This is a genomic window from Corynebacterium ammoniagenes DSM 20306 (genome assembly GCF_001941425.1).
GTDB classification, from domain to species: domain Bacteria; phylum Actinomycetota; class Actinomycetes; order Mycobacteriales; family Mycobacteriaceae; genus Corynebacterium; species Corynebacterium ammoniagenes.
In genome coordinates this window covers 975,509-997,737 of sequence record NZ_CP009244.1, presented here as the reverse complement: position 1 = coordinate 997,737, position 22,229 = coordinate 975,509, and the positions used below count along the sequence as shown (strand labels likewise).

The window sequence follows — 22,229 nt, the reverse complement described above, 5'->3', positions numbered from 1 at the left end:
CTCCAGCTAGCACATTACATTTCCAACAATGGTCGCAATCATCGGTTGCGACCATTGTTGGAAGCCTCTTTCATAGATTTGGGTGAAGAACTCAGCCAGCAAAAATTGAGCCGCCTCCAATCAATCGTGTGGGGAAGGTTCCTAGAATTTATCGCCAATTCTAGGGTAAAGGGACATTTTCAGCGGGATCTTTCACGTATGGAAATGACACTGCGCTCAACAGTAGAGCGTGTCAAGTATTTTGTGTGTGGGGCTTTCGGGGTTAGTGCTTTATAGGTAGTTGGTAAATCGTTCCGGATAGGCCACGGCCATTTGGTTGATGGCTTGTTTCCAGTTGGTGACCTTTCTGCCTTCGATTAGCATTCCGCTGGTAGCAGCAGCTTTCTTGCCCTGTTTTGCGCGTTTCGCCGCGCGTTTATCCTCAATATTGCAGATCATCAACCACAGCGTCTTAATCGCGGAATCATCATTGGTAAATTGCACGCGGTTACGGGTAGCTTTACGCAGCTCGTTATTCATCGAATCAATGGAATTAGTCGTATAGATGACCTTTCTGGCCATCGGCGGGAACTGCAGAAACGGCACGAAACGCTCCCACGCATCGGACCAGACTTTCACCGACTGTGGATATTTGTGGCCTAGTTCTGAGTCGGCGAATTCATCCAACGCTGCGCGCACGGTTGCCTCGTCAGGGGCGGTGTAGAGCTTCTTCAACGCCATAGATACCGCCTTGCGATCGCCGTAGGCAACCCACCGGTTCGCTGCCCGAATCAAATGCACTACGCAGGTTTGCACCATCGAATCCGGCCACGTTGCTTCGACTGCTTCCGGTAGGCCCTTCAAACCGTCGCAGCAGACAATGAACACGTCCTGGACACCGCGACTAGCTAGATTCGCGCACACATGCGCCCAAAACGAAGCACCTTCTTCTTTCGCCAGCCAAATCCCCAGGATATGTTTAACACCGTCCATATCCACCCCGATAGCCAAATACGCAGACTTGTTAACCACACGTCCACCATCACGGACTTTAATACGCAGGGCATCTAAGAAAATTACGGGGTAGAACTCGTCTAGCTGACGGTTTTGCCAGATCATGACTTCATCTAGCACCGCATCAGTCACTGCGGAAATCGTTTCATGCGAGATATCAACCCTCATGGCCGTGGCCATATGATGCTGGATATCGCGCACTGTCATGCCACCGGCATACAAACTGATGATCATGTCATCGACATCGGTTAACCTGCGTGAGCCTTTCGGCACCATCGTGGGCAAGAACGTGCCCTGCCGATCACGTGGGACGGTGACATCGACCGGGCCGTAATTCGAATCAACCTTTTTGACATAGGAGCCGTTGCGATAATTATCGCCACCACCGGCCGCTTTGGCCTCACGATCACCTTTGGAATAACCCAGGTGGGCATCCATTTCGGCTTCCAAGCCACGGGTGACCGAAGCTTGCAGTAATCCCCGGACTAGGTCGTTGGCGTCCGTTGCTGTGGTTCCCAGCTCGTCAATGAGCTTGGCTATCTCCGGGTTCGCGAGCAGTTTCTGCTTGATCGCTTTAATCTTCGCGGAATCTTCCGGATCTCGTTTCGCCACAGAATCCATTATGGTTTATCTCCTTCATGTAAGGGAAACCCCTCACACACAAACCATTAGACACTCTCGCAACCGGGGGTCTTCTTATTTATGTAACGAAAAGCGTGCGCACCCTCACTTCCCTGGTTAAATAGAGCTCATGGCAAACCCAGCAGAACTACTTTTCAATCAACTCACCGAGTGGTCAGACAAAAAGACCGAAGCCGCGGCCACTAAACGGGGTTTACAAAAAGACGGTCAAAATTCGGATGCTTGGAAGAAGCATCGAATAGCAATTCAGCATCTTTTAAATATTGAGGAAGTGCTCCAATGGGCGAAAGCTGATGGAAAAGACGTATCCGTGTACGAAGAGCACCTACCTTTGTGGACTGCGCAGATTTTTGCTTTCCCAAATGGATGGTTTGACGGAAATTCGTTTTCAATAACGAAGGTGTCAATGAATCAGTTAAGAGGAGCCAAACTCCAAATGGATTATCTGATCCCGGAATTTAAACCGGCAGGTCAGGAAGGATTCGAAAGCTTCATCAAAGTTGCAGCATTTAAAGTGTCACAGCTCGGAGATGAACATGACGACTTGAAGAATCATGCGCTCAAAATTCTTCGACATCTCAAAGGGTGTCTCGACGATATTGAGATTTTCGGAGAGTTCAATATCGTTAATGCCCTCAGCGAGTTGAAAACCATCCTGTTCGCTCTCGAGAAAGTAACCGATACAGAGGATAATTTTTTTAAGAATGCCAAGGATGGCGTTTGGTCTTTCTTCAAGCAAGGGTCTGCAGCCGCATTAATTCTTCTAGGAGTACCTATTAACGGTGCACTCGAAGCCGGCGGGGAAGATTTCTACAGGGAAATAGTGAAGCCCGAAATACAACATGCAATTGATTGGGCTAAGGATGAAGAGATCACCTGGGTCGCCCCGAAGGAGATTGAGTGTGGTTCTTCGAATGAGAAGTCTGATTAGCTTCTACTAGTGCTTGTCCTATAGCTTGCTCAGCGGAAATCCCCCGTTGGATATCGGATTTTATAGCGGAGAGTACCCAATTGACGCATGTTGATTCCATCAGGCTGAGGTCATCGGGCACGTATTTGTTCGGCATTGATTTTCCTCCTTTTGCTAGTTGTTGTTTTTGGTGTGGGGTTCGAAGAGGGGCGCAGCGTCCCGCGATGAGCGTGCTGGTGCCCCGCATGGTGGGTTGCTTGCGACCAACGAAAGAGTAGAAACTTCGCCGTTTAACGCCCGTTCGGACCCCGAGTGGTATGCCCAGGACTTGCACCTGGCGAGTGGCTACTTACATACCGTGAGTCTTTAACGTCGCCCTTGTGGTTCCCTCCCTGCATGATGACGGGGGTTCTTGCCTGTCGGCTTGCCGGGATCATCGCGTATCTACACGCCAACGCTCCCCCGGCCAATATCTTCGACGGGCGACAATTCACTATTCAGTTCTCATATAACGTGCCCACCGGGCTAGTACTCCCTGATGTGAGGTGCTAGTTGCCGGGGGCTATGTAGTTGTGCCACTGCGTGGCTTAGGCTGCGGTTGGTTGTTCTAGGTCGAACCAGGCCGCGAGGTAGCTTTCGTCTCCTTGAAGTGCTGCTACTCGTAGTGCGACTTCTGTGGATACTGGGTAGCCTGCGCGTGCCTTTTCTAGGTGCTGTGGCTCGATTCCGGTGTAGAGTGCAAGCTGTTTGTCGGTTTGGATGTTGCGTGACCGTTGTATTGCTTCGAGTGCTCCCGGACGGAATACGTAGCGGGGCTTGTAAAGCATGTCCGTATAATTCCTTCCATGTATTTTTTGGTTGTTCGTCCGGTGCCGTTCTGCGCCGGCGCTTCAATAATGGTTCGAACGTTCCACAGTTGCAATACCTGACCCCACGCAGACCACCCCCATTACTGCCCTCGACCTGCATATATTTCAAGTGTTCCACTATTGGGATACCCTGGCCTCATGAAAACAAAAGCATGGCTAGAAGAGCTCGTAAACCCCGACTCTTTGCGCACGGCGGCTACAAAAGCAGACATTCCGGTATCCACGCTGTCTCGACAGCAGGACAAGCTTCCTGTCGAAATGGTTATTGCCCTCTGCCGCGCTTACGACCGCTCCCCCGTGCAAGGCCTCATCGAAACCGAATACATCAACGACTACGAAGTTCAAGGCCCCGACGTGGCCATCGCGCTGAGTAAGGCCACAAACCAACAACTACTTGATGAAATCATGAAGCGCTCCGACCCCCAGGCACGCTACCTCTTTGGAGGAGACGAAGACACCATCGGACTGTCTCCGCAGCTCTCCGTCGTGTCCGATGCCGATGATATGAATGATGGGACGGTGCGGCCGTTTGATTATTCCGAGTATGCCGCGGACTTATCCGAAGATGAGACAGAAGCGCACCTGGAGCGAGGTGAGGATTTGATTGATTGATTGATGAACTCATAGCCACCGCAGAAAAGCGCGGATACCGGGTGCGGTGGCATATCGAGGGACCTAAAGCGGCATGGATACCTCACCCACCGCAGGGCAATCACCTTGCGCCACGGCATGGACGATGTGCAGACCCTATGCTCACTCGCTCACGAGCTAGGACATGCTCACTACGATGACCCGCCAGGACATTATGGAGCGCATGAGTTGCGCGCCGATAGGTTCGCGGCAAAACTCCTGATAAACCCCGATGACTACCGCATAATAGAACACACCTACGGACCACACCCAGCACGCCTAGCCCACGAACTAGGCGTGACGGTCAAAGTCCTTAAAACTTGGCAAACCCTACACCAGAAAGCATTTGCATCATGAAGAAATATTTGTTCCCTATCGTCCTAGCTATCCCCCTGGCGCTCGCTGCTTGCGGCCAGTCGGAGCCAACGCCTGAGGAACTCTTCACTAACGAAGCAGAACAGGGCTTCGCACCACAGGAAACAGTAGAAGCGCCGGCCGAATTAATCGAAGTTGCAGAAGGCGACACCATCAACTTCACCTGCTACGTAGAAAGGCCGTGCGACAGTGACCTCACCCTCGAATCGGTAACCATGAGCGACGAATGCGTCCAGCTTGTCGACGACTACGGCATGGGTGCAGAACTGTATCAAGGCGAAACCTACCTGCAAATTGAAGGTATCTACGAGCTTCATTCCTACGCGGGCGGCTGGTCAATGCTCGACGACCCACAAATTGTTAACGCGGACGGCTTCACCGAATCTGTTGGAATGGCTATCAACTGCCATGAACAGGGCGAATATCAGATGTGGCTTGATACGCTGGATGTTGGACAGAAGGCGAAACATTTCGGCGTTTGGGTGGTCCCTGAGGGTGCGACGCATGCGCTCTTGGGCGATGCGAAAATCGAGCTTCCCGAAACTGACGACAAGTCCGAAATTATTCTTCCTGATGTGTGGGGCGATATGCCGGAGAACACCAGGGCGAATGTTCCTCGTGACCAGGCGCAAGAGTCTTCCTATGAAGACCCCGCCTTTGATGAATCGGAATACGAAGATTCTGCCCCTGCATATTTGACGCGCTCTCCTGAGGAAAGTCAGCAACAGGCTGAGGGTCAGCAGTGGTGGTCTGACTGCATGGCAACTAATACGGCCGAGTATTGCCGCGCAACCGACCCCTACCAACAGTAGCGGGCTGACCCCCAATTTCCCTTAGAAAGCTTGCACCATGATTAAACGACTGTTCCCTATCGCGGCCGCCGCATTGTTGCTTGCCGCATGCGGCTCCGCCGAAACCACTGTCGACACTTCCGAAACGACAACTACGGAAACCTCCACAGTTGAGGTATTCCCCCCGCACGAAGAGGTTGAGGCGCCCGGTGTGACCCTTAAACTTGACTCTGTGACCGAATCCGACCACCTCATGCTCAATGCAGAGGGGGTCAAACCAGGCTATCTACCAGAGGAACGTCAGAACCCATCCGACGGCGCGAAGTTCATCACCGTCAATACAATCGTGACGAACACCGGCCGCGGATCTATGGATCTCACCTGCGGTTTCGGAATTCAAGCTCACTTATTCAACAAGGACGGGCAACGATACGATCCCGTTCAAGACCTCTATCGAGTTCCCGGAAACCCAGAGTGCAACGATTCGCTCAACCCCGGGTTTTCCATCGAAATGTCATGGCCATTCGAGATCCCCGAGAGCATGGAAGCAACTGAGTTTGGTTTCGCAAACCCAGAAACTAACTATGACGACTTAACCCTTGTCGACGTGACGGATGCATCTCGAGAAGATACCCCGGGTACAGAAGATTCTCCGCCTGCCCAGTCTCCGATTGAAGAGCCTCAAGCTGCGGTAGAAGAGCCTTCCAGTAACGTAGTTCAATCACAGAACGAGGGTTATTACTCTAGCCCCGATAATCCTGCTCTAGCCGAGCAGGAAAGACTCGCCAGTATCCCCTACGCTGATGGCGGAACATGCCCTGCATACAAATGTGGGTACGGCACTAATAGTCAAGGGGAACGGAACCCATCCTCTGGCGAAATTCAAACGCTCCACGGCTGCCAGGACGGCTACATAAATGACCCAGAGCTATGCAGCGCAGTGGAGTGGGTAGAAAACCACGAATACTAGAAAACTAAAAATAAGCCCCTCATTCCAGCCTGGAAGCAAAGAAATGAGGGGCGATTTTGTCCAACCAGAACTATTGATTAGACAAAGGTGACTTTATCATGGCATCAGTCAAAAAATACGAGACTGCAAAAGGTTACGCCTGGCGCGTCCAATACCGCAGCCCCGATGGCAAATCACGTACAAAGCAGGGCTTTCGCACCAAGACTGAGGCGCAAGCATGGGCAGACAAAAACGCGGTAAATACCCGCGAAGGCTCATGGATCGACCCAGCACTAGGAAAAGCCACAATAGCCGACCTAGCAGAAACATGGAAACAATCATGGGCACACCTCAAACCCGCCACTAAATCAATCAACGAATCAACATGGCGAATGCATGTCCAACCCGCATGGGGCGAGAGACAAATCAGTACCATCCGCAAATCCGAAGTCCAAGTATGGCTGGGTACAATCACCCGCTACACCTCGGGAGAAAACCCAGAACCCACCAGTGAACCTGCATCACCAACGACAGTGCGGAACTGTCACATGGTGCTCGCGCAAATCTTGGATCTAGCAGTAGATGACAGAATGATTTCGACGAACCCGGCCAGGGGCGTCAAGCTGCTGTCTAAATCCGCCGCCGTAAAAGCCTACTTAACAGCAGAGCAACTGCATACGCTTGTTAAGGAATGCGGAGAGAAAGGTGACCTCATAGCGCTATTAGGCACCACAGGTCTGCGATACGGTGAAGCAACCGCTCTACACGTGTCAGATGTCGATTTGCTGCGCCGCCGTATCCGAGTAGAGCGGACAGTCAGGATTACCTCAGATGGTGTTATATGGGCGAGCCCAAAACTGGTGAGCGCCGCACTGTGGCGATCACTTCATGGCTAGTGAAGCTTTTAGAAAAACGCACCCGGGGCAAGTCGCAGGATGAGCTTTTGTGGACTGCCGGTAACGGCGACCCGTTACGCCCATTGGGGCATACTAGTTTCTTCGCTCATGCGGTAAAGCGGTGTAGGAAACGTGATGAACTATTTCCTAGACTCACGCCCCACGGTCTGCGTCACGTCGCTGCCGGACTAATGGTGTCGACGGGAGCTAACGTGAAAGTCGTGCAGAGGCAGCTGGGGCATGCTTCGGCCGCTATGACCCTCGATACCTATGCAGACCTTTTGATGCTGATTTGGATAGTGCCGCGTCCAAGATGGATGAGGTTTTTACGCATGTCGTGGATTGTCGTGGAATTAGAAAGACCCACCCTCTACTTAGTGTAGAAAGTGGGTCTGACCTGGTGCGGCCTGAGGGGATCGAACCCCCGACCTACTGGGTGTAAACCAGTTGCTCTTCCAGCTGAGCTAAAGCCGCATCATGCTCTCTTAGAAGCTTTCCGCTTCCTCATGAGCACTCTTAGAATACTAGCCACACCTTCTAACTTAAACAAATCGCCTGGCTGGAAGGTGTTTTCGGCTAATTCTTACTTCTTCATCGCGCCGCGCGCGACCAAGCAGCTGCCCTGCCAATCGCCGAGACGCTCTGCCGTGGTCTGGACGAGTCCAGCCGGCTGTGCAGATTCGGAAATCTCACCTGGAGCAACCGTCCCAGGCTTGCCAGCACCAGGAGTCAACAGCCAGATACGCCCGCCATCTCCTAGTGGACGGAGGGCGTCAACGAGACCATCCACGAGATCGCCGTCATCTTCGCGCCACCACATCACAACCACGTCGATGAGTTCATCGGTCTCCTCTTCCAAGAAGTCGTCTCCCAAGACAGCTTCAACGGCTTCGGAAATTGCTGGGTCACAATCTTCGTCCCAGCCGACCTCAAGGGCAATCATGCCCTCAGTAATGCCGAGCATGGATGCATAGTTGTTGGTTACGCCAGTAGCGTCAGCCACCGTGGTGTTCCTCCTCTAATATTGAAAACAAAATACGAAGTGATTCGCAATTGCATTGCACCTTACCTTTAATGATGCAAGATTTCTCACTTACACGTGCAAAAGTTAACGCAATTATGAGAATTTGGCTAGCACCTGGTGTGCAATAAGCGCACACACACAGTGTCTAAGGTGGGCAAATCAGTGATAAAGCCCACCACTCTTCGACGATGTAACCGACTTGGGAGTATCGTGGAGAACAATATGTCTTTAACCTAACCAGGAGGTTCATGGAATGGCTGAAAAGGATGCCCTACAGGGCGATTCCAATTTCCCACTCATCCGCGACGGAGTTGCCTCGTACCTGCACGATAGCGACCCTGAAGAAACCACCGAGTGGATGGATTCGCTCGACGGCTTGCTCGACGAAACATCGCCCGAGCGAGCTCGATACCTTATGTTGCGCCTCTTGGAGCGCGCAACGGCCAAGCGTGTGCCGCTTCCTTCCCTAACGTCTACTGACTTCGTTAACACCATCCCCACCACCATGGAGCCTGAGTTCCCTGGTGATGAGGAATTGGAAAAGCGTTATCGTCGCTGGATTCGTTGGAACGCGGCAATCATGGTGCACCGTCAACAGCGACCAGGCATTGGCGTCGGTGGCCACATCTCTACCTATGCCGGTGCTGCTCCACTGTATGAAGTTGGCTTTAACCACTTCTTCCGCGGCAAGGACGATCCGTCCGGCGGCGACCAGATCTTCTTCCAGGGACACGCCTCCCCCGGCATGTACGCACGTGCGTACATGGAAGGCCGTCTGGATGAAAATGACCTCGACGGCTTCCGTCAGGAAGTCTCCCGCGGCCCAGGCAAGGGTATGCCTTCCTACCCACACCCACACGGTATGGATTGGTTCTGGGAATTCCCGACCGTATCCATGGGTCTGGGACCAATTAACGCCATTTACCAGGCCCGCTTTAATAAGTACCTCGAAATGCGCGGCATTAAGGACACCTCGGATCAACACGTGTGGGCGTTCTTGGGCGACGGTGAGATGGATGAGCCAGAATCACGTGGTGCAATCCACCAGGCAACGCTGTATGAGCTGGACAACCTGACTTTCGTCATTAACTGTAACTTGCAGCGTCTTGATGGTCCGGTCCGTGGTAACACCCAGATCATCCAGGAGCTGGAGTCCTTCTTCCGCGGCGCTGGCTGGAATGTCACCAAGATTGTTTGGGGCCGGGCATGGGACAAGCTGCTCGAAGCAGACAAGGACGGCGCGCTAGTCCACATCATGAACACCACCTCCGATGGTGACTACCAGACCTTCAAGGCCAACGATGGCGCTTATGTGCGTGAGAACTTCTTCGGCCGCGATGAGCGCACCCTGAAGCTGGTTGAAGATATGTCCGATGACGAGATTTGGGCACTGCGCCGTGGTGGTCACGACTACCGCAAGATTTACGCCGCCTACAACCACGTCATGGAAAACAAGGGTTCCGGTAAGCCAACCGTCATCCTGGCGTTCACCATTAAGGGCTACGGCCTGGGCCACAACTTCGAGGGCCGCAACGCGACCCACCAGATGAAGAAGTTGACCTTGGATGACCTCAAGAGCTTCCGCGATAAGCAAGATATTCCAATCCCGGATGAAGAGTTGGAAAAGGATCCAGCTCTGCCGCCGTACTACCACCCAGGTAACGACGCTCCGGAAATCAAGTACATGCTTGAGCGTCGTAAAGAACTCGGTGGCTTCTTGCCTGAGCGTCGTGTGAACTACACGCCGTTGAAGGCACCGAGCATCGATAAGCTCAAGAGCGTGCGCAAGGGCTCTGGTAAGCAGGAAGTTGCTACCACCATGGCCTTGGTGCGTACCTTCAAGGAAGTTATGCGCGATAAGGAACTGGGCAAGCGCGTAGTTCCCATCATTCCGGATGAGGCACGTACCTTCGGTATGGACTCGTGGTTCCCAACGTTGAAGATTTGGAACCCACGTGGACAGAACTACGTTCCTGTCGACCATGACTTGATGCTCAGCTACCGTGAGGCAACTGACGGTCAGATCATGCACGAAGGTATTTCGGAAGCTGGCGCAGTGGCATCCTTTACCGCTGCTGCAACGTCCTATGCAACGCACGGCGAGCCAATGATTCCGCTGTACATCTTCTACTCGATGTTCGGTTTCCAGCGCACGGGCGATGCCCTGTGGGCAGCAGCTGACCAGATGGCACGTGGCTTTATCATCGGTGCTACCGCAGGCCGCACCACCCTCACCGGTGAGGGGCTGCAGCACATGGATGGCCACTCCCCTGTTCTGGCGTCTACGAACCCAGCTGTCTTGCAGTACGACCCTGCATTCGGTTTCGAAATCGCACACCTGGTGACCCGCGGTATTGACCGTATGTACGGTGAAGATGGCGAAAACGTCATGTACTACCTCACCGTGTACAACGAGCCAGTGCACCAGCCTGCTGAGCCTGAGGGCTTGGACGTGGAAGGCCTGCACCGCGGCATCTACCAGTTCAACACCGTGGGCAACGCCGACCTCGAGGCGAATATCTTGGCCTCCGGTGTCGGTGTGCACGAGTCGCTGCGTGCGCAGAAGATCCTGGATGAGGACTACGGTGTGAAGACCAACCTCTTCTCCGTGACCTCGTGGGTTGAGCTTGCACGCGATGGCAAGCGCCTGAACCAGGAAGCGTTGCAAAACGGCGTGGAGCCAGAAAAGCCATTCGTGACCACTCAGCTGGAATCAGTTGATGGCCCATTCGTTGGTGTCTCTGACTTCGTGACTGACCTGCACGAGCAGATTCGTCCATACGTCCCAGGTACCTACATCACCTTGGGTACTGATGGCTTCGGCTTTGCTGATACCCGTGCTGCAGCTCGTCGCTACTTCAACTCCGATGCTGAATCGGTCGTTGTCGCAGTGCTCGAAGGCTTGGCGCGCGAAGGCAAGATTGAGCGCTCGGTTGTCGAAAAGGCTGCGAAGGATCTCGAGCTCGATGATCCAACCGCGACCGTTGACACCTCCGAAACTCCTACCATCGTCTAAACAGCACGTTTGGTAGACCTCAGCGTGCAGCTGCACACGTAGCCGCACGCATTTTAGTTCCTGTGTCTCGCTTTCACTTTTAGTGACTAGCGAGCACAGGAATTTTTCTTTGCACAAAGCACAGGCTTTGCAGCGCTTGTCGATGCATTGCAGTGCTTGTCGATGCATTGCAGTGCTTAGCGATGCCGCTACCCCTGAAAGAAAATGCCGGACTACGTTGGAAGGAACATCTTGTTACTTGGCGGAGCATTTCGGATCATCGAGGGTGAACCGAGAATTTTATACTTGTAGAAACTGCAGCGCTGCTCGCACTTTTTATCCTCGCAACAATCATCAAAGGACTGACCCACAATGCCCAATAAGCAACTTTATGAAAAAATCGCGGAAGAACTTTCCAAGCGCATTACCTCGGGTCAGTTAAAACCAGGAGAATTGCTGCCGAGTGAAGGTGATTTGTGCGAGGAATTCGGAGCATCCCGCGGTCCGGTGCGCCAAGCTATCGCGACTTTGCGCTCCGAAGGGCTAGTCTCCAGCGGCCGCGGTCGACGCTCCATGGTGCTCAGCGCAGCTCGGCCGGAGAGCTTTAAGTCCACGCTGTCGAGCTACTCCTGGATGAAAGAACACGATCTCAATCCCACGGTGAAAATGTTGTGGATGGCTCGGCGCCCAGCACCACAACACGTGGCCGAAGCGCTGAATAAGAAAGAAGATGACCCGATTATCTTCGTCTCCCGGATCTTGTTATCCGAAGGCAAGCCCGAAGTCTTAGAACGGCAGTACTTCCCCCTTGAGGTGGGCATGCACGTTCTTGCCATGGACCCCGAGGAACATGATATTCACGAGGAATTAGTGCGCGAAGGCGTCGATATTGACAGCTGCGTGCGCACCTTCGAGGTCTTGCAGGCCGATGACACCATGGGACAACTGCTAGAAGTCGACGAGGGAACACCGCTGATTGGCTCTCGCATTATGGCAGCTGATTCTTCTGGCAACCCCGTGGAATATGCCGAGTACCTGTATCCAGCAGCTCGGCGCGAATACCGCTTAACGGTGGTCAACGGTGAAAGACTGCCACTGCACTCCAATATGCAGTTCGGTCCCCGCCCGCAGTGGAGCTACGACGAGTCAGGCTTCTAGAGCCCGTTGACCCCACCCGGCAGACTTGCCAGCGTCATCCCGGAGCGCTCAGCGAGCGAGGCATAGCGCTCCACAAATTTCTCACTGCGCTGCCCGGCAGCACAGTAGACCAACACCTGCTGGTCGCCCTGTAGCCCTTTGAACAGCGCCGCCACGTCATCGTCGGAGTCAATGGTGCTCAAAGGCAGCTTGCGGGTGGGAATATCTGCCGGCAGGTCTGCGAGTACTGCTTCGTGGGGTTCGCGAATATCTACCGCCACGTAGTCGCCACGGCGGGCAGCATCGAGCATGGTCTGCGCTTGTGACACGACGGCACAAACCTCCCCATAGGAATCATGTAGCTCCGTGGTCAGCTGGCGTTCTGGATCTGCTGCCACACGGTAGGTGCGCATACTTGGCTCGAAGGCATCATAGCTGAGCATCTCCCCGGGTTCGGTGGTGCCGATGCCCGTGAGATAGCCAATGGCGTGGGTGGCCATCAGCGCGCCCACGGTGGCGGTAGTCGCGCCGAGAACACCCGCCGTGGCGCAATCTGGGACGGAGTTCGCATCCGGTTGCTGCGGGAAAAGATCACGCATCCCGACGCCGCGAAATCCCGGCCCCGAGTGAAATAACGCCAAATCGCCGTGGAAGCGCAGCACCGTCGCCCAGACCAAAGGAGTCCCGGTGATTTCGGCGGCATCAGCGACTAAGTATTTGGTGCTAAAAGAATCAGAACCATCGAGTACCAAGTCCACGGAGCCTACGATGTCCACCGCGTTGGCGGTCGTGAGACGCTCCGCAAGGGTATGGACGGTAATGCCGGGTTGAAGTTCTTGCAGGCGTTGCGCAGCGACGTCGACTTTGAGTTTGCCCACGTCATCGGCGCCGAAAAGAATCTGCCGATGGATGTTTGTAATATCCACGGTGTCATCATCAATAACCGTGATGGTGCCAATGCCGGCCGAGGCCAAAGATTGCATCGCGGGACATCCCAAACCGCCGGCGCCGATGACCAAAACGTGGGCATTGAAAAGACGCGTTTGTTCGTCCATGCCAAATCCGGGCAGGGCTAAGTGGCGGGCGACCCGGCGTAGTTCGTGCTCAGGCAGGCTCATCTACAGCACCTGCTCAGACCAGGTGGCCAGGCCGTCAAAGCTTGACGATGCCACCGCGTGCTCCCTTTTCGGAATCCGTCCCGCCGCAGCGGCTAAGCGCCCTGCCTCGACCGCGTGATACAACGCCGTGGCCATGGCAACTGGGTCCTGCGAGCGATTGATGGCTGAGGCCAGCAGTACCCCGTCGCATCCTAATTCCATCGCGAGTGCGGCATCGGAGGCGGTGCCGACGCCGGCATCGAGAAGAATCGGTACCGATGCGCGCGAGCAAATCAGCTCAATATTGTGCGGGTTTAAAATTCCCAGTCCGGTGCCAATCGGTGAGCCCAGGGGCATGACTGCAGCCACGCCCACATCTTCTAAGCGGGAGGCGACCACCGGGTCATCGGAGGTGTATGCGAGCACGGTAAAGCCGTCGTTGATTAGTTGCTCGCAGGCTTCGAGTAGCTCCGTAGTATCGGGCAATAGTGTGTGTTCATCTGCGATGACTTCGACTTTCACCCAGGAGGTTCCCAAGGCTTCACGCGCTAATTGCGCAGTCAACACAGCATCGCGTGCTGTGCGGCAGCCTGCGGTATTAGGCAGCAAGTCAATGCCGAGCCGGCGCAGCATCTCAAACACGGACTCACCAGCGCCGGTATTGGCGCTGTGTCGGCGCATGGCCACCGTGGTCAGCTCAGTTTTGGATGCGCGCAGGGACTCTTCCAGTAACGCCTGGGAGGTTGCGCCGCCGGTGCCCATGACCAGATGCGAGGTGAAGGTTTTATCGGCAATGGTCAGCATATTTAGCCTCCCTGCACGGCGGTGAGCACGTCCAGGACATTGCCGGATTGGATATCGCGGTTCCATTGCGAGCGCGGCACCACAGCCCCATCAACGGCCACGGCGACGCCTTCATCACTGCCGATGTGCTCATGGACGAACTGCTCGATGCTTTGCGGCTGGGCTTCTACTTTTTCGCCGTTGAAACTAAAAGTAATCACGATATTCTCCTAAACGTTGAGGGTGGATGTGGCATGGCGGAAAGGATCGCACGACGCGACCGCTTGCGACGTCTGTTGGCCGGTAGCAAGTTGCACGGCGGTGCGTGCGCCGAGTGCGGCAAGCAAAATGCCATGGCGGAAGTATCCCGTGGACACGATGAGGTTGTCACGTACTTGGCCGAGATATGGCAGGTCATCCGGGGTTCCGGGGCGAGCGCCGCAGGTGGCTTCGAGAAACTCGGTTTCTTCTAAACCAGGTACCACGCGGATGGCATCACGCAGTAAGTCATGGATAGCTGAGGTGCGCGGGTGTGGCTGGTCTTCCCTGCTGGTCGCCCCGATGGTAACCGTGCCGTCGTCGCGTGGGATGACGTAGATGGGTCGGTCTTCGACAAAGCCGCGAATAACTCGGGTGGTCAGTGGCTGCAAAGACTCGGGCACGCGAACGCGCAGGACATCGCCATAGACTGGGCGCAGTTGCAGTGGGTGCTCGCCGTCAAACCACCCGGTAATCTTCGCCGCGCCCAAACCGGCGGCGAGGACCGTGACGTCAGAAGAATCAACCTCGATACGCGCACCGGAGCTCAAAGTCACGCTCTGATGCGTGGTCGACTGCGTGATAGTAGAGACGGTCTCGCGCACGTGCTGTGCTCCCCTGGCAAGGACGGCATCGAAGAGCGCGCGGGCGAAAAGGCGCGGGTCAAGCTGGTGGTCGCCGTCGATGGCCGCGGCTTTCGCAATCCGCGGTGAAAGAGCTGGTTCCAACTGACGGGCCTGGCGGGTGGTCAGTGTCTCAATGTCGAGGTCTTCGGCTTTGATGTAGTCGATGAGCTCGCTTAAGTGCTGCGCATCTGCGCGGTCTGCGCCAATGAGTACGGTGCCGTCGGTGCGGTAGCCGGTGGGCAGGTCCGTGTGTTGTGTGACGCGTTGAATGAGATCCGGATACAGCCTGGCGGATTCTTTCATGAGTGGGACCAGCGCTTGCTGCTGGTATTGCACCTCCGCGGTGGGCGCCAGCATGCCCCCGGCATGGTGGGTGGCACCGGAGATAGGGTCCGGATCGATGAGGGTGACCTCAAAGCCTGCGTCTTGGAATTCAAAGCAGGTGGCCAGGCCGATGATGCCGCCGCCGATGACTATGGCGTGCCCTGTTGTACTCGTGGCCATGTTTATGCACCTGCCCTGTTCTGGCCGGCGGAAAAGTCAGCGATGACTTTCTGGGCAAGCTCGGTGGCGGAGGGGGCGTCGCGAAAGGCGCGGACCATCGCCACGCCAGCGATACCGGTGGCAGCAAGTTCTGCAACGTCTCCAGGTTGGACATCGCCGATGGCGACAATCGGTAGCTTCGAAAGCTCCACTAGGTGCGGATAGCCTTCTAAGTCGATGGGTCTCCGACCAGAGTCTTTGGTGGGCGTGGGGCGAAAGGGCCCGGCGCCGACGTAATCGATGATGCCCGCATACTCGTTGGCTTGGTGGATGAGCTCGGCGGTTCCGGTGGTTAGACCGATAATCGCATCGGGGCCTAAAAGCTCACGCACTGCTGTGACGGGGATATCGCTTTGGCCCACGTGCACGCCGTGGACGGGCAGCCCGCGGCGCATCAAGATCGCGGCGATGTCCACGCGGTCATCGATAAGCACTTTTGTTGCGGGATTTGTGTCAGCAACGGCCAAAGCTACCTGCTCGGCGAGCTGTAGTAGCTGGCCTGCTTCAATGGGTTTGGAACGAACTTGGATTACTCCCGCGCCGCCCGCAGCAGCCTGCTGGGCAGTGTCCACAATCTCATCAATTGAGCCGTTACCGGTGACAACATAACAACGCAGATCAAGTTGGGCATGGTGTGGCACCAATGTCCTCGCTTCCTTCGACGGTCTTAACCAGACAGGTTCAAACGGTCCGGCGCCGCTATAGCGCTCATCTCAGCCCACTGCGGTGGGCACCCGTTGAGGTAATCAAAACCAGTCAAGCGCGGGAAGGAAGTTTTGTCAACAACACCTTAAGGTTTTATCTTTTAAGCAGCAGAAATTACTTCATCAATAGCTTGAGAGATTTGCTCCGGCTCTTCCAAAATGACCATGTGGCCGGAACCATCAATCACTTTAAGTTCCCCCTGACCCCATTTTTCACAGATCAGTTCTGCTTGGCTCATCGGGGTGACAATATCCATCGAGCCGATAATGACCTGGCCATGTAAGGTTTTTAATCGCCCTTCGGCATCAAATTCTGCATGCTCGGTCAGATCGTCAAAATAGCCGACGAAGCTGGCCAGCGGCGTATCCAATAACATCGCCGTGTGAAATTGCAGGCGTTCCATTTGCGGGAAACCTGCGACCAAAGCAGCAAGCGTCGGGGCGACTACTTGGGCAATGCCAAAGCGCAGGCGGTTAAATTTATCCGGCACGCGACCGATGGCGGAATAAAACGCCTTGGCCACCCTGGATTGCAACAGGCGGGTGACGCCTTTATCGGAAAAGCGCCGCATGGATGTGGAAATTAGCAGTGCGCCGGAGATGCGCTCGAAGATATCCTGCGGGGCGCGGCGGATAAGATTTAGCGCAATCATCCCGCCTAAAGAATGCCCGACGACCACGATGCGCCCGTTATCTTTCGGCAAGCGCTCTAAAATCACCGCGAGCACATCATCTGCCGCGGCATCAATGGTGCAGTTACTCGCGGGAACACGGGAGGATAGGCCGTGGCCGCGGACATCGACAAGCAAACTGCGAACATCAGACCGCCCGCGCAGGTGCTCTACCTGGTCACACCAACCTTCCGAGGACAGGCAATAGCCGTGGATAAAGACAACCGTGACATCGGCATTGGGGTTGCCCACCTCATACCAGGCGATGTCTACGCCGTCATTATCGACCTCGCCTTTGGCATCTAAATTCCCCAGGCCCGGCGCGGTTTCGTGATCATGTAAGCGCTGATGCACCAAGCGCTGGGTGGCGCGGTGTGTGCGGCCTTGTCCGCGGTAGGCTGCCGCGACCCTTTTTCGTTTATACATATGGATATCTATTGTAGAAGCTAAACTTAAGGGCATGTCCAATGACCTCAGTGCTCAACTACGTGCCCACCTGCAAGGCCAAGAAAGCCCGGCCGCATCTACATCTGGTGCTCCCGACTACTTGCGGCTGATTTCAGAGATTACCGGGGCAGAACTCGATGATTTAAACCCCGAGCGCAGCTTGGACGATCTGGGGCTGACCTCGTTAAACATGATTGAGTTTGCAGTGCGTGCCGAAGATCAGTTGGGCGTGAAGTTCGAAGAATCCGATGCTCTAGCGCTTAAAACGCTGGACGATGTAGCCAAATTTGTGGAGGCACACCAATGATTTCTTATCTTTCTGACATGGACGGGGTGCTCATCAAAGAAGGTGAGATGATTCCGGGCGCAGATAAATTCCTGCAGACGTTAAATGACAACGACATAAAATTCATGGTCTTAACCAATAACTCCATGGCTACCCCGCGGGATCTTGCAGCGCGCCTGCGCTCGCAGGGACTAGATATCCCGGCCGATAAAATCTGGACCTCGGCGCTGGCTACGGCGAAGTTTCTCTCGCAGCAATCGACTGAGCGCACCGCCTATGTCATTGGCGAATCTGGGTTGACCACCGCGCTGCATGATGCCGGGTGGATTTTAACCGATGGCAATCCGGAATTCGTGGTGCTCGGTGAAACCCGCACCTATTCTTTTGAGGCCATTACCACCGCTATTAATCTGATCCGTCGCGGTGCACGGTTTATTGCCACCAACCCGGATGTGACCGGTCCTGCCCCACAGGGAATTTTGCCCGCCACCGGTTCCGTTGCTGCGTTGATTACCGCTGCGACCAACCGCGAGCCTTACTACGTGGGCAAGCCCAATCCCGTCATGATGCGCTCAGCGTTAAATAACATTGGCGTGCACTCGGAAAATACCGTCATGATCGGCGACCGCATGGACACCGATGTCAAAGCCGGCCTGGAAGCCGGCATGCGCACCATCTTGGTGCGCACGGGCATTATGACTGATGAGCTCATCGCACGCTTTCCCTTCCGCCCCTCGCGCGTGCTGGATTCCGTGGCGGACCTGCCCGATCGCATCATGGATCCCTTTGCCTAAACTGCGGGTGTATTGCGGACGTTTTAGGCCGCATCCACCCGTGCGCTAAAGCCGAATTCTTCTGCCAAGGTAGTCACCACGGCATCGAGCGCACGAAGCTCATGTGCGGTGCCGGTGATTACCTGCCGGCAGCCCACGCACTTTTCCGCGCGCGGTTCCGGCAGCTCCACACCAGGAAATGCCGCAAGCGTTGCCAGGTCATCATTAAACCCGCTATCGCGGTACCAGCGCGTGCACCACTGCGCGGTCAAGGGGTCATCCCCAGGCACCACGTATTCCGATGGGGTGGAAATACACTGCACCATCGCGCGCTCAATAGCCGGACGCAGGCGTGTGGGCATGCCACTGACGCGCAGCACCGCGGTTTGTACCTCCACGCGCTGGGCATCTGCCCCCTGCGCGCCGGCGTCCTGAGCGTTGTGCTGCGCTACATTCCCAACAAAACTGTCCTGATCGCGCTTCCCCTCCGCGATCAAAGTATCTACGGCAGAGCGCGCTGGCTCTTGAGATAGTGCCGCGAAGGCAAAAGCGTTATCAGCATTCATGTCATGCTGGGTTATGTAATTGGCCTGAGCAAAGTCTGTTGCTGTTGACACGTGCCGAATCTCCTAACGGCAATAGTGCGCCACCGCCACAGCCCCAACTGTGCCTGCGGATCAGAAAACAGACACCTTGGACAGCCATGGCGTTAGTGTGACGCAAGACGAGCTTCGTCTTCCCCTACGAGCTCATATTCGTCTTCAGCAGTACGAAGAAATTTAACTGTCCGACACCAACCCACGCTGGCCAATTTCTAGCTCAACATCAGTTACTATCAGTCACTTGGAATTACTTCGTGCTCTTTCGCATTGTCGCCCCACTTGAGCACCACCGGCAACCCTCAACAACCGGTTTAGCCCCCGATTATTAAAGCTAAAGTACAGGTTGAGCATAGGCTTTCTTCGAGCCATCCCCGATTGACGCAATCACGTCGCGGCCAGATCATTACCTTACTCCCCCGCCGCACCGTTTTTCGGCACCGCCAAAATCAGGCGGCCAGTACTACAGCATCATTTCCTTAAAAATAGTGCTGCGACGCTTTCGCTTGTCGATGCCCCCAGCCCTCACCGCATTCCGGTCCACAATAGCGCATAACCTTTGCCCCATTTTCGAACAGTCCGGCCGCCAGAGTGACGATTCGACGGACAAACGAGCCAAACGGCGCTCCTATAGATCAGCGCCTTACACGTCGAAAGTGAACAACTACGAATCGACAAGCGGTGATTGTTCTCACATCCCGAGCGCGGATTTTTCGCCGCCCACACCGATCGTATACACCCCGCATACAGGGCTTTAACAGGTTTATGCAATCGATTGAGTTTAACGAACATGTTATTAATCTTTGGCCATTAATTACTAAAAGCGTTAACATATCCACGTTCGCATGCCTGTGCTTCACTCCCTCGTCTTCGGACGGGGGAGTGTGATTTTCTCGCATGCGAGAGAAACTTAAATAATCGAACATGGAAAGAGAGTGTGTATGCATGGCTGAGTCGCATGACAACAGCCTCCCTGGACACGAACGTTCCAAACCGACAGTGAATAGGGAAAAGCTCGGCGGAAGCCAGCGCAGCAATATGGACGTGGTACGCGAAGACAAGCGTCCACCCAAAACGAGTGCAGAGATGCTCAAAGATGGCCCCACGATTGCAGATCGCAGCGGGCCCAAGGTTAACTGGCAAGTCCTGATTATCTCCTCGTTGATTATCCTCGCCTTCTCCCTGTGGGCAATTTTTGCTCCCGATAACGCCGCCGGCACGATGGAGACCATCGTCGGCTGGGTTGGTGCCAATGTCGGCTGGGTATATGTCGTCACCGTGACCGTGGTGATCGGATTCGTCATTTGGGTCGCCGCCTCCCCCGAAGGCAAGGTCCGCATGGGACCCGACCACTCACGTCCGCAGTACAACCTGTTGACCTGGGTAGCCATGCTCTTTGCTGCTGGCGTGGGCATCGATATGCTCTTCTACTCTGTCGGCGGACCCATTAGCCACTACGTGGACCCACCCAATGCTGAGCCACAAAGCCACGAAGCTTTGCAGGACTCCGTTATCTGGACCATGTTCCACTACGGCATGGGCGGCTGGGCCATGTACTCCCTGCTGGGTATGGCCATGGGCTATTTCGCATACCGCTGGGGCATGCCACTTTCTATCCGTGCTGCTTTATACCCACTACTCGGCAAGCGCGTGCGCGGTCGCACCGGCGATGCCCTCGACATCATCGTCCTGGTCGGCACCGTCATGGGCGTTGCCACCTCGATGGGCATTGGCGTAGTACTGCTCAACGTAGGCTTTTCCATCCTCTTTGGTCTTCCGCAGGGACTGGGCTTGCAGATTGCTCTAGTCCTGGTTGCCGTCGTTGTGACCATTGCCGCCTGTACCTCCGGTATGGACAAGGGCATTCGCCTGATTTCCGAGCTCAACCTCTGGGTCGCTGGCGCGATGATGCTGTACATCCTGGTCACTGGCCAGACCGCATTCTTGCTTAATACCCTGGTAGAAAACGTCGGCCGCTTCTTCTGGACGCTGCCTGAGCGCATGACTGAGACCATGGGCTATGAGCTCGATGGCGCGGAGTGGATGTCCGGCAACACGCTGTTCTTCTGGGCCTTCTGGTTGGCCTGGGGCCCATTCGTCGGTCTGTTCCTCGCACGTATCTCCCGCGGCCGTACGCTGCGCGAGTTCGTCGTCGCAGCAATTACCATCCCAGTCCTGTGCGACTTGGTCATGGTCTCTCTCTTCGGCAACTCCGCCATCTATGAAGCTGTCTTTATGGGCAACACCGAGTTTGGCGAGCTCGCACTTAACAGCCCGGAACAAGGCTGGTATGCACTGCTGGAGATGTTCCCTGGTGCCATGCTGCTGGTTGGTCTGGCGACCTTGTCGGGTCTGCTGTTCTACCTGACCTCTGCTAACTCCGGTGCCATGGTCATGTCCAACTTCTCCTCCTCCATTCCGGATCCCGGCGAAGACGGACCAAAGTGGCTGCGTATTTTCTGGGCTATTGTTACCGCCGTGCTGACCATCGCCATGCTCATGGCCGGTGGTGTGGTCACCATGGAATACGCCACCTTGATCTTCGCCCTGCCGGTGACCATCGTTGCCTACCTAGTCATGTTCTCGTTCACCCGCGCGCTGCGCATGGAACGAGCCGACCGCGAAGGCCATACCCGACGCCGCCGCAGCGAAGCATCCACCGGTGGTCACACCCCGGATCGCACCATCCGCCAGCGTCTGGCCAGCTTGCGCTCCTACCCGGATACTGATTCTGCCGAGCGCTTTAGCACCAAGACCGTGGTTCCCGCGTTGCGCACCGCCGCCGAGGAATTCCGCAAGGAAGGCTACGAAGTCACCGTGGAAACCCGCTACCAAGAAGGCACCGGTTTAACCGAAGCCTCCTTCCAGGTAGAAATCCCGGACCACCGAAGCTTCCTCTATGAAGTCGCACCTGTGGAAACCCCCGTGCCAATCTTCGGTGCCCGTCCGGCTCCGCAGATGAAGAAGTACTTCCGCATGGAAGTCTTTACCCACACCGGTTCTGAAGGCTACGACCTCTACGGCGTGGACAAGCAGCAGGTCATCGACGACGTTCTGGACCGCTTCGAGTCCCACTTGGGCTTCCTCAGCTACTCTGCGGAAGCACTCAGTGACACCGTGATTACCCCACCAGTCGAAGGCACCGCGCCTGTCGATGCCCCAGTGGAAGAAGTCACCGGTGACGAGCCAGAGGCACCAGAGGAAACCTTCGACGAATACTCCACGAAGTAG

22 protein-coding genes, 1 tRNA gene and 1 riboswitch are annotated in these 22,229 nt (G+C 55.3%); of the genes, 12 read left to right on the top strand and 11 right to left on the bottom strand.

What is annotated here, in order from left to right; translation table 11 throughout:
* Nucleotides 1-270: 270 nt before the first annotated feature.
* Nucleotides 271-1,614: an IS256 family transposase gene (locus tag CAMM_RS04610; RefSeq protein WP_003849112.1), complete on the bottom strand. Its 1,344-nt coding sequence runs from the start codon at nt 1,612-1,614 to the stop codon at nt 271-273.
* Nucleotides 1,615-1,744: 130 nt separating this feature from the next.
* Here CAMM_RS04610 and CAMM_RS04605 point away from each other — a divergent pair, with 130 nt between their 5' ends.
* Complete coding sequence (locus tag CAMM_RS04605; protein WP_003849113.1) at nt 1,745-2,566, top strand: hypothetical protein; 822 nt, start codon at nt 1,745-1,747, stop codon at nt 2,564-2,566.
* A gap of 566 nt (nt 2,567-3,132) precedes the next feature.
* Here CAMM_RS04605 and CAMM_RS04600 read toward each other — a convergent pair.
* A complete protein-coding gene (locus CAMM_RS04600) occupies nt 3,133-3,372 on the bottom strand; it encodes a hypothetical protein (RefSeq protein ID WP_003849115.1) in 240 nt (79 codons plus the stop codon).
* Nucleotides 3,373-3,552: 180 nt separating this feature from the next.
* Here CAMM_RS04600 and CAMM_RS04595 point away from each other — a divergent pair, with 180 nt between their 5' ends.
* The 6 genes from CAMM_RS04595 to CAMM_RS13080 all read left to right on the top strand — a co-directional run bounded on the left by CAMM_RS04595 (nt 3,553) and on the right by CAMM_RS13080 (nt 7,438).
* A complete protein-coding gene (locus tag CAMM_RS04595; protein ID WP_003849116.1) occupies nt 3,553-4,026 on the top strand; it encodes a hypothetical protein in 474 nt (157 codons plus the stop codon).
* A 117-nt stretch (nt 4,027-4,143) separates the two neighbouring features.
* Nucleotides 4,144-4,401: an ImmA/IrrE family metallo-endopeptidase gene (locus CAMM_RS04590; RefSeq protein ID WP_003849117.1), complete on the top strand. Its 258-nt coding sequence runs from the start codon at nt 4,144-4,146 to the stop codon at nt 4,399-4,401.
* On the top strand, nt 4,398-5,231 hold the full coding sequence (locus tag CAMM_RS04585; protein WP_003849118.1) for a hypothetical protein: 834 nt from the start codon (nt 4,398-4,400) through the stop codon (nt 5,229-5,231). Before CAMM_RS04590 ends, CAMM_RS04585 begins: the two co-directional genes overlap by 4 nt.
* Nucleotides 5,232-5,268: 37 nt before the next feature.
* A complete protein-coding gene (locus CAMM_RS04580) occupies nt 5,269-6,180 on the top strand; it encodes a hypothetical protein (RefSeq protein ID WP_003849119.1) in 912 nt (303 codons plus the stop codon).
* Between the two features lie 98 nt (nt 6,181-6,278).
* Nucleotides 6,279-7,055: an Arm DNA-binding domain-containing protein gene (locus tag CAMM_RS13085; protein WP_003849121.1), complete on the top strand. Its 777-nt coding sequence runs from the start codon at nt 6,279-6,281 to the stop codon at nt 7,053-7,055.
* Complete coding sequence (locus tag CAMM_RS13080; RefSeq protein ID WP_075761521.1) at nt 7,001-7,438, top strand: tyrosine-type recombinase/integrase; 438 nt, start codon at nt 7,001-7,003, stop codon at nt 7,436-7,438. Before CAMM_RS13085 ends, CAMM_RS13080 begins: the two co-directional genes overlap by 55 nt.
* Before the next feature lie 15 nt (nt 7,439-7,453).
* Here the strand turns inward: CAMM_RS13080 and CAMM_RS04565 are convergent.
* Nucleotides 7,454-7,529: transfer RNA gene (locus CAMM_RS04565), tRNA-Val, on the bottom strand.
* 109 nt (nt 7,530-7,638) lie between these two features.
* A complete protein-coding gene (locus CAMM_RS04560; RefSeq protein WP_003849126.1) occupies nt 7,639-8,019 on the bottom strand; it encodes a DUF3052 domain-containing protein in 381 nt (126 codons plus the stop codon).
* A gap of 313 nt (nt 8,020-8,332) precedes the next feature.
* Between CAMM_RS04560 and aceE the strand changes: the two genes are divergently transcribed.
* Entirely contained in the window at nt 8,333-11,095 is a 2,763-nt protein-coding gene (aceE, locus tag CAMM_RS04555) for a pyruvate dehydrogenase (acetyl-transferring), homodimeric type (RefSeq protein ID WP_003849127.1), read from the top strand.
* Between the two features lie 351 nt (nt 11,096-11,446).
* Entirely contained in the window at nt 11,447-12,232 is a 786-nt protein-coding gene (locus tag CAMM_RS04550; RefSeq protein ID WP_003849130.1) for a GntR family transcriptional regulator, read from the top strand.
* On the opposite strand, the gene CAMM_RS04545 is transcribed toward CAMM_RS04550, so the two are convergent.
* From CAMM_RS04545 to CAMM_RS04520, 6 genes are all read right to left on the bottom strand, one after another.
* On the bottom strand, nt 12,229-13,329 hold the full coding sequence (locus tag CAMM_RS04545; RefSeq protein ID WP_003849132.1) for a ThiF family adenylyltransferase: 1,101 nt from the start codon (nt 13,327-13,329) through the stop codon (nt 12,229-12,231). The genes CAMM_RS04550 and CAMM_RS04545 overlap by 4 nt on opposite strands.
* Nucleotides 13,330-14,112 carry a thiazole synthase gene (locus tag CAMM_RS04540; protein WP_003849134.1) on the bottom strand — a complete coding sequence of 261 codons (783 nt, stop codon included), beginning with the start codon at nt 14,110-14,112 and terminating at the stop codon, nt 13,330-13,332.
* 2 nt (nt 14,113-14,114) lie between these two features.
* Nucleotides 14,115-14,312: a sulfur carrier protein ThiS gene (gene thiS, locus CAMM_RS04535; protein WP_003849137.1), complete on the bottom strand. Its 198-nt coding sequence runs from the start codon at nt 14,310-14,312 to the stop codon at nt 14,115-14,117.
* A 9-nt stretch (nt 14,313-14,321) separates the two neighbouring features.
* The gene (gene thiO / locus CAMM_RS04530) at nt 14,322-15,479 is read right to left on the bottom strand and encodes a glycine oxidase ThiO (protein ID WP_003849138.1); all 1,158 of its coding nucleotides are present in this window, start codon (nt 15,477-15,479) and stop codon (nt 14,322-14,324) included.
* Between the two features lie 2 nt (nt 15,480-15,481).
* Nucleotides 15,482-16,159: a thiamine phosphate synthase gene (locus CAMM_RS04525; RefSeq protein WP_003849140.1), complete on the bottom strand. Its 678-nt coding sequence runs from the start codon at nt 16,157-16,159 to the stop codon at nt 15,482-15,484.
* Nucleotides 16,154-16,266: riboswitch (TPP riboswitch) on the bottom strand. (Overlaps the previous gene by 6 nt.)
* Before the next feature lie 57 nt (nt 16,267-16,323).
* Complete coding sequence (locus CAMM_RS04520; protein WP_040356277.1) at nt 16,324-17,319, bottom strand: alpha/beta fold hydrolase; 996 nt, start codon at nt 17,317-17,319, stop codon at nt 16,324-16,326.
* Nucleotides 17,320-17,353: 34 nt separating this feature from the next.
* Between CAMM_RS04520 and CAMM_RS04515 the strand changes: the two genes are divergently transcribed.
* Nucleotides 17,354-17,647, top strand: coding sequence for an acyl carrier protein (locus CAMM_RS04515; RefSeq protein ID WP_003849144.1), 294 nt, complete (start codon nt 17,354-17,356; stop codon nt 17,645-17,647).
* A complete protein-coding gene (locus CAMM_RS04510; RefSeq protein ID WP_003849146.1) occupies nt 17,644-18,420 on the top strand; it encodes an HAD-IIA family hydrolase in 777 nt (258 codons plus the stop codon). Before CAMM_RS04515 ends, CAMM_RS04510 begins: the two co-directional genes overlap by 4 nt.
* A gap of 23 nt (nt 18,421-18,443) precedes the next feature.
* On the opposite strand, the gene CAMM_RS04505 is transcribed toward CAMM_RS04510, so the two are convergent.
* Nucleotides 18,444-19,016 (bottom strand): hypothetical protein, encoded by a 573-nt coding sequence (locus CAMM_RS04505; protein WP_040356280.1) that lies wholly within the window; start codon nt 19,014-19,016, stop codon nt 18,444-18,446.
* Nucleotides 19,017-19,943: 927 nt separating this feature from the next.
* Between CAMM_RS04505 and betT the strand changes: the two genes are divergently transcribed.
* The gene (betT, locus tag CAMM_RS04500) at nt 19,944-22,229 is read left to right on the top strand and encodes a choline BCCT transporter BetT (RefSeq protein ID WP_003849151.1); all 2,286 of its coding nucleotides are present in this window, start codon (nt 19,944-19,946) and stop codon (nt 22,227-22,229) included.